Raw genomic sequence first — 6,709 nt, 5'->3', positions numbered from 1 at the left:
ACGCGTCGTACCGGACGGAAGCGGTAACGCTCGTGGCGCATGACTTCAATGATGCGCCCGATCTTGGCTTCGGACATGCCGTCGGCGGTTTCCCCACAGGCTCCGGGTGTCATCGCGCCGTGGTTGGCGTAGACGTGCCCGTAGGCCAGTAGATACAGGTTCGGGTTGAACAGTTGCCGATACAGTTCATCGCACGGCAGACTCCGCCTGCCGCGTTCACGCAGGACATCAAGTACCGATTCGGCGTTCTGCATTACGCATACCTCCCAGCATCGTGATATCCGATCACCTGGCCCCCTTCGCCCTGCGGACGGATTTCCCGTCCTCCTTGGCAGGTCGTTACTCCTGCGACTACTACGGAGCCTCCGTCACCTTGGGGCTCGCGCCCTTTAGGTGATCCCATGTTCGTCTCTGTTGTACGTATCTAGCGCGACTTAGGCGCCCCACTCATCTCCTTGAATTCCCTCGCTGGGAATCAGTCCGCGCCCCGAAGGGTGCGGCGGATACGCAGTCACTCCACCGCAAGGCACGGCATCGGTGTCAGGCACATTTCCGATGGATGTCAGCAGTTTCATCCCTTGGAGATTGGGGTTCAGGCAGTACAGCTTTCGCCATATCGCACGGGTCCCTCAACGCATCGCTTCCATACCTGAACGCAATCGTTGATTTCCTGGCATGCTATTGTCCCCTTCGCCTTTCAGGCCCAGGTGAGCCATCGGACCCAGAAACCTCCCTTCAGTTCCTCCCGGTTGAACCGGGGATACAACAGAGCGCTTCATGGCGCACCGGCGTTCGTGACCAGCTCGGAGAGGACGAGCAGCACGTCGTCAAGGCGGTCCTGCTCCACCTCGGGCACGTGGAAGCCGACGAACTCGCGGGCGTATCGCCTGGCGGCGTACACGGATTCGGGGGTGCCGGCGAGCATGAGCTGGGGAGGCGGCCCCATCGGCCGACAGCACAGCTCTTCATCCGATCGCTCACGCACGATCGCGGTTGCATCTCGCGTCCCCGGGTCCGGAGGCGTGGACGTTCCGTCGAGGAATACCCGAGCATCAGGTATTCCCGGGGCGCGGGGAGGGAGAGCGGCGGCGGCCTGACCATTCGGCCCGGTGAATTCGGAGTCAAGGGTGCTGCGGATCACCCTGTTGCTTGCGGCGCTGTTCGCCATCGTCATGTACTCCCCGCCCATGCCGGTTCAGTTCATTCATCCAGCCAACAGCCGTGCCATCTCCGGCGCTACCGTCTGAGGGGGTGTCGAAGGGTGTCGCTTTCACCACCCCTCCCGTGGCGGAAGGCAGAGGGATGAAGAAGCCGAACGACCAGCTCGCCGAGTACCTGCAACGCTCCAGGATGACCAACGGAGAGCTGGCACGGTGCGTACGTTCCAAGACCCTGGAGTGGAACCAGCCGCACGTCATGCCGGACAAGACCGGCATCCGCCGTTGGCTTGAAGGCGATACGCCGCGACTGCCCATCCCGGACATCCTCGCCGACGTGTTCTCGGCGCACTTCGGCTACCGCATCACGACGTACGACCTCGGGTACGGCGACAGCAGTAGGACCAACGAACTGCTCATGTACAACGCATCGTTCGCGGCTACCGTTGAGACCGTTGCCGACTTGGGGAGAGCTGACGTGGACCGACGTGCATTCCTGGCAGCAGCGCCGTTCGCGGCGGTCGCGGGTGTAGGGCCCTCCCGCGACTGGTTGCTGAACGTCCTGGACCAAGAACCCGAACCAGGCCCACGGGTCCGGCTGGAAGACGTCACCGCCGTACGGAACATGTTCGGTGAGTTTCAGAAGATGGACATCTTCCAAGGGGGCGGGTCCGGTCGGCTGAGTCTCGCCGCATACCTGAACGCCCATGTCTACCCACTGCTGCGCAGGACGCACACCGACACCGTGCGCCGCGCTCTGTGCGAAGCGGCGGCCGAGCAGACGTATCTGCTCGGGTGGATGGCCTACGACAACGGAGAGAACAGCACCGCGCAGAAGTACCTCATTCAGTCACTGAGGCTTGCCGAAGAGTCCCACAACACAGCGCTTGGCGCGCACGTGCTCGCGGGGATGGCAGACCAGGCGACGCTGCTCGGCAACCCGGCCGAGGGGCGGCGGCTGGCGCAAGCGGGGCGGGCGGGGCTGGCCAAGGGGGCCTCGAACGCCTGCATGGCCGACCTCTGGTGCCTGGAGGCCCGAGCCCTCGCCAAGCTCGGGGACAAGCGCGCGGCAGCTCGTGCCGTGGCCAGGTCCGAAGCCTCATTCGAGCAAGTGCGGCCGGAGGGGGAACAGGAGTGGGCACTGTTCATCGATCCGGCCTACCTGCACGGCGAGCACGCGAACACCTTCCGGGACCTGGGCGACGCCGATCTGGCAGACCGGCATGCCCGCCGGTCCATTGAGCACGCGAAGATGCAGAAGCGAGCACGTCGGGGGGCCATGTCGCACGCGGCGCTGGCCGTATCCCACTTGCAGCGCAACGACCTGGAGTCCGCGCACGCGGCCGGGGTGCGCACCCTGTCCCTCTCCCGGCAGGTGAAGTCCTCGCGGTGCGTCGAGGCCGTACAGGATCTTCAGCGCCGGATGAAGCCCTTCGGCACGCACCGGCTCGTGGCCGACTTCGACGAGCGAGCACGGCAGTTCGTGGCAGCCGCCTGAACGCCACCGAATACGGCAGGACGCTGCCCTCCCCGGCGGAACCGGGGAGGGGCCGTCGCCGACTTGGGGAGAGCCGACGTGGATCGACACGCATTCCTGGCAGCAGCGGCGGTCGCGCCCTCCCACCACTGGCTGCTGAACGTCCCGGACCAAGAACCCGAACCAGCCCCACGGGTCCGGCTCGAAGACGTCACCGCCGTACGGAACATGTTCGGCGAGTTTCAGAAGATGGACATCTTCCAAGGAGGCGGGTCCGGTCGGCTGAGCATCGCCGCGTACGTCCCGCAGCGAGCTCGGCGCAGTGCATTACGGTCCGGGCCTGAGCTATCCGTGATCCTTCTGGAAGGACGGCCGCATGAGTGACGATCAGCACGCCAAGGGCTCCATGAGCTACCTCATGGAAATGGGAGCGCTGAAGCGCGCGAAGCGGTCGGGCTGGTGGATCGTCGGTGTCAAGGACCCGGAAACGATCGCGGAGCACAGTTTCCGTACCGCGGTCATCGAGGCGGTTCTGGCCATGATGGAAGGCGCGGACCCCGCGAAGGTGGCGCTGTTGTGCACGTTCCACGACACACAGGAAACTCGTATCGGCGACATTCCCTGGGTCGGGCGGCGCTATCTGAAGGCGGCGAAGAACGAAGACGTCACGGCCGACCAAGTCGCGGACGCGCACCCGTCGGTCGCCGCCGGTATCCGAGCCGTCGTCGAGGAGTACGAGACCGGCGGCTCGCTGGAGGTCATGGTCGCTCATGACGCGGACAAGCTGGAATGCGTGGTCCAGGGGATCGAGTACCTCGAACAGGGCTACAGCAACGCGCAGGAGTGGATCGACACCACCCGGGCGAAACTCAAGACCGCGTCGGCGATCGAACTCGCCGACGCGGCACAGGACATGACGTCCACCGATTGGCAGCGCGTGTACTTGCGCTGACCTTCCGAGAGCGCGCCGTCGTACTGGTCCGGTCCCGCCCGAACCCCGTCGCCCCGTCCGGCCTACGCCCCCAACGAGCGTTCTGCCGGCTCAGCACTTCCCTGAAGAAGAGCTACACCCGACTACGAATCATGCGCCCTGCCTCGCCTTCCGCGTCGGGATCGCGAGGCAGGCCAAGGCCGCGGCCCGGACCAGAACACCGCCCCACAAAGCTCCTCCGAGACCGTCGACGTGAAGACCGGTCCCCAACTGGGTGCCCACCAGCCAAGAGACGAGCAGCCAGATCAGGCTGTCCTGGACAATTCCTATGAGACCGAGGAGGAGCAGCGCGAGGGGATGTGCGCTCCTGATCTCGCTCGGATAGCTGTGGATCAGTTTGTTGACGATCGAGAAGACTGCGCCGCCGACGAACAGCGACATGGCCGGCCGACCCCCCAGGGCGACGCCAGTCGGTAAGTATGCGGCGAGGGCTATCCCCAGGAGGATGCCAAGGAATATTCGCTTCTGTCTGCCTTCATCCATGATCGTAATCATTGCACCGGGAGCGCAGGGCAAGCCCGCGCGGTACTGCTTGGCCGGGTCAGCTCCGGCGCTCCCCCGCTCACACAGGACGAGGCGGCGCATGCGGGAAACAATCAAGGTGAGTGTGGGGCTCTCGGTCCCGAGCGGTCCCCCGGAATCCCCGGGGGACCGCCAAGGCGTCAGCCCTCGTCGCCCAGCGGCAGGCCCGGAGCCGGATACGCGGCCATCAGTTCCGCGACCTCGGAACGGATCGCGGAGAGAGCCGCCTCGTCCCCGGCGTGCGCCGCGCGCACGCCGCGGTCGATCCACGCCGCGACCGCCGGCATGTGGTCCGTGGTCAGGCCGCGGGAGGTGAGGGAGGGGGTGCCGATGCGCATGCCGGACGGGTCGAAGGGCTTGCGCGGGTCGTACGGCACGGTGTTGTAGTTGACGACGATCCCGGCCCGGTCGAGGGCCTTGGCGGCGACCTTGCCCGGCACGTCGCGGGAGGTGAGGTCGAGCAGGATGAGGTGGTTGTCGGTGCCGCCGGAGACCAGGTCGAAGCCGCGGGCGAGGAGGGCCTCGGCGAGGGCCTTGGCGTTGGCTACGACGGCGTGCGCGTAGTCGCGGAAGGCGGGTTGGGCCGCTTCGTGGAGGGCGACGGCGATGGCGGCCGTGGTGTGGTTGTGCGGGCCGCCCTGGAGGCCGGGGAAGACGGCCTTGTCCAGGGCCTTCGCTCGCGTGGCGCGGGACATCAGCATGGCGCCGCGCGGGCCGCGCAGGGTCTTGTGGGTGGTGGTGGAGATGACGTCGGCGTACGGCGCCGGGGAGGGGTGCGCGCCGCCCGCGACCAGCCCGGCGATATGGGCGATGTCGGCGACGAGGACGGCGTCCACCTCGCGGGCGATCTCCGCGAAGGCGGCGAAGTCGATGGTGCGGGGCACGGCCGTGCCGCCGCAGAAGATGATCTTCGGGCGCTCCTTGCGGGCGAGGTCGCGGACCTCGTCGAGGTCGGTGAGCCCGGTGTCGCGGCGGACGCCGTAGCTCACACCCTTGAACCACTTGCCGGTGGCCGAGACGCCCCAGCCGTGCGTGAGGTGGCCACCCATCGGCAGCGACATGCCGAGCACCGTGTCACCGGGCTCGGCGAAGGCGAGGTAGACGGCGAGGTTCGCGGGCGAGCCCGAGTACGGCTGGACGTTGGCGTGTTCGACGCCGAAGAGCGCCTTGGCGCGGTCGGCCGCGAGGGTCTCGACGAGGTCGATGTTCTGCTGGCCCTCGTAGTACCGCTTGCCGCTGTAGCCCTCGCTGTACTTGTTCTGCAGGACGGTGCCGGTGGCTTCCAGCACGGCCGCCGACGCGTAGTTCTCGCTGGCGATCATGCGCAGGGTGGTGGCCTGCAGCCGCTCCTCCGCGCCGACGAGCGCCGCGAGTTCGGGGTCGGCGGCGGCCAGGGCGGGGTGCGGTACGGACGTATGCGGGCTGGACGGGTGCGCGGGCGTGGTCATGGCGTCCTCCGGGGCGATCGGTGTTCCGGTCGGTCTCCCGGGGTGCCCAGGCGGGCGGCACCTCGTGGCGGTTGCCGCACACCGCTCCCTCGTGGTCGCTTCCACGCGCGCCAGTCGCGATGTGCCCGGCCATTCTAGGGCCTGTGCCACACCTCTGGTCAGATCAGCGGGCTGCGGCTCGTGCGTGCGATCGCAAGGTGCCGGAGGGCTCTTGCCCCCCGGAGCTACCAGTGCGTTTCGGCAACGCCGCGAGCGTGTGCGCCGGGCGTCGCACGCCCGGCCAGGGGTATGACATGGGCTCAAGTTCGGGACCCCCGCCCGACGCCGGAAGATGAAGCCCGAGATGGGAGGTTGGGCGCAGCTCGCCCAGCCGGGCGAGTCAGCCGAACCGGGGAGTGTCGCGCTCGTCGCGCGGCATCGTGTCGATCACGGAACGCAGCAGCGTGCAGCGCGGGATGCGGGCCACCTGGGACTTGTAGTACGGGCGGCGGCCACCTTCCATGAGCGTGAACCAGCCCTTGTCGACCTCTGCCCGTTCCACGAGCGCCCACGGGAGTACGCGGCGTTTGCGCCGGAGGCCCTCCCGGGTCGCCGACAGGTCGCCGAAGTCCACCGTTCCGCCCCGCTCCAGCGTTTCCAGTGTCGCGGGCAGTCTCAATTCGGCGCACAGGTTGACCACGGACCGGCCTACCTGAGCGTAGGCGGCCCCTTGGGGGAGACTGCTCGCCATGCCCGGATCGCGGTGCAGTTGGCCGTCCCGGTAGTTGCCCTCAAGCGTCGTGGAGACGCCGTCCTGGCGGGTCAGCTTGTACGTGAAGCCGGTGTGCAGGTACGTACCGTTCCGGTAGCGGCTGACCACCGACTCGTACCAGTCCGTGATGCCGTCCCAGCGGAAGACCTCCGGTTCCTTGCCGTAGTCCTGGCGCACCAGGCCCGCGTAGAACTTGTACACGCGGTGGACCTTCTTCGCCGAGATCCCCGCACGCGTGGGGAAGGGATGCCCGTACTCCCCCAAGTCGTGCTCCCGCGCGAGCCTCCTGGCCTCATCGGTCAGTTCCGCCCATGGGCTGTCCGCCGGCAGCAGGCCGAGATCCATGAGAGTCCCCCATCTCGT

At 67.3% G+C, this 6,709-nt stretch carries 6 protein-coding genes, 1 pseudogene and 1 riboswitch; of the genes and pseudogenes, 2 read left to right on the top strand and 5 right to left on the bottom strand.

The window, feature by feature from the left end; genetic code table 11:
• A pseudogene (locus AC07AB_RS38675) lies at window positions 1-254 on the bottom strand (maturase); the annotation flags it as partial.
• A gap of 521 nt (window positions 255-775) precedes the next feature.
• Window positions 776-946 carry a hypothetical protein gene (locus AC07AB_RS38670; protein WP_478577017.1) on the bottom strand — a complete coding sequence of 57 codons (171 nt, stop codon included), beginning with the start codon at window positions 944-946 and terminating at the stop codon, window positions 776-778.
• Window positions 947-1,302: 356 nt separating this feature from the next.
• On the opposite strand from AC07AB_RS38670, the gene AC07AB_RS38665 reads away from it, so the two are divergent.
• Both AC07AB_RS38665 and AC07AB_RS38660 read left to right on the top strand, forming a co-directional pair.
• Window positions 1,303-2,655: a transcriptional regulator gene (locus AC07AB_RS38665; protein ID WP_478577015.1), complete on the top strand. Its 1,353-nt coding sequence runs from the start codon at window positions 1,303-1,305 to the stop codon at window positions 2,653-2,655.
• 355 nt (window positions 2,656-3,010) lie between these two features.
• Window positions 3,011-3,586 carry an HD domain-containing protein gene (locus AC07AB_RS38660; RefSeq protein WP_478577014.1) on the top strand — a complete coding sequence of 192 codons (576 nt, stop codon included), beginning with the start codon at window positions 3,011-3,013 and terminating at the stop codon, window positions 3,584-3,586.
• Window positions 3,587-3,715: 129 nt separating this feature from the next.
• On the opposite strand, the gene AC07AB_RS38655 is transcribed toward AC07AB_RS38660, so the two are convergent.
• From AC07AB_RS38655 to AC07AB_RS38645, 3 genes are all read right to left on the bottom strand, one after another.
• Window positions 3,716-4,108: a phage holin family protein gene (locus AC07AB_RS38655; protein WP_478577011.1), complete on the bottom strand. Its 393-nt coding sequence runs from the start codon at window positions 4,106-4,108 to the stop codon at window positions 3,716-3,718.
• Window positions 4,109-4,287: 179 nt separating this feature from the next.
• Entirely contained in the window at window positions 4,288-5,595 is a 1,308-nt protein-coding gene (locus AC07AB_RS38650; protein ID WP_478577009.1) for a serine hydroxymethyltransferase, read from the bottom strand.
• A 37-nt stretch (window positions 5,596-5,632) separates the two neighbouring features.
• Window positions 5,633-5,723, bottom strand: a riboswitch (ZMP/ZTP riboswitch).
• Between the two features lie 251 nt (window positions 5,724-5,974).
• Complete coding sequence (locus AC07AB_RS38645; protein WP_478577008.1) at window positions 5,975-6,691, bottom strand: DUF6585 family protein; 717 nt, start codon at window positions 6,689-6,691, stop codon at window positions 5,975-5,977.
• Window positions 6,692-6,709 lie beyond the last annotated feature (18 nt).

This window comes from Streptomyces sp. NPDC044033, from assembly GCF_056434425.1.
This window is presented reverse-complemented; position numbering and strand designations above follow the sequence as displayed.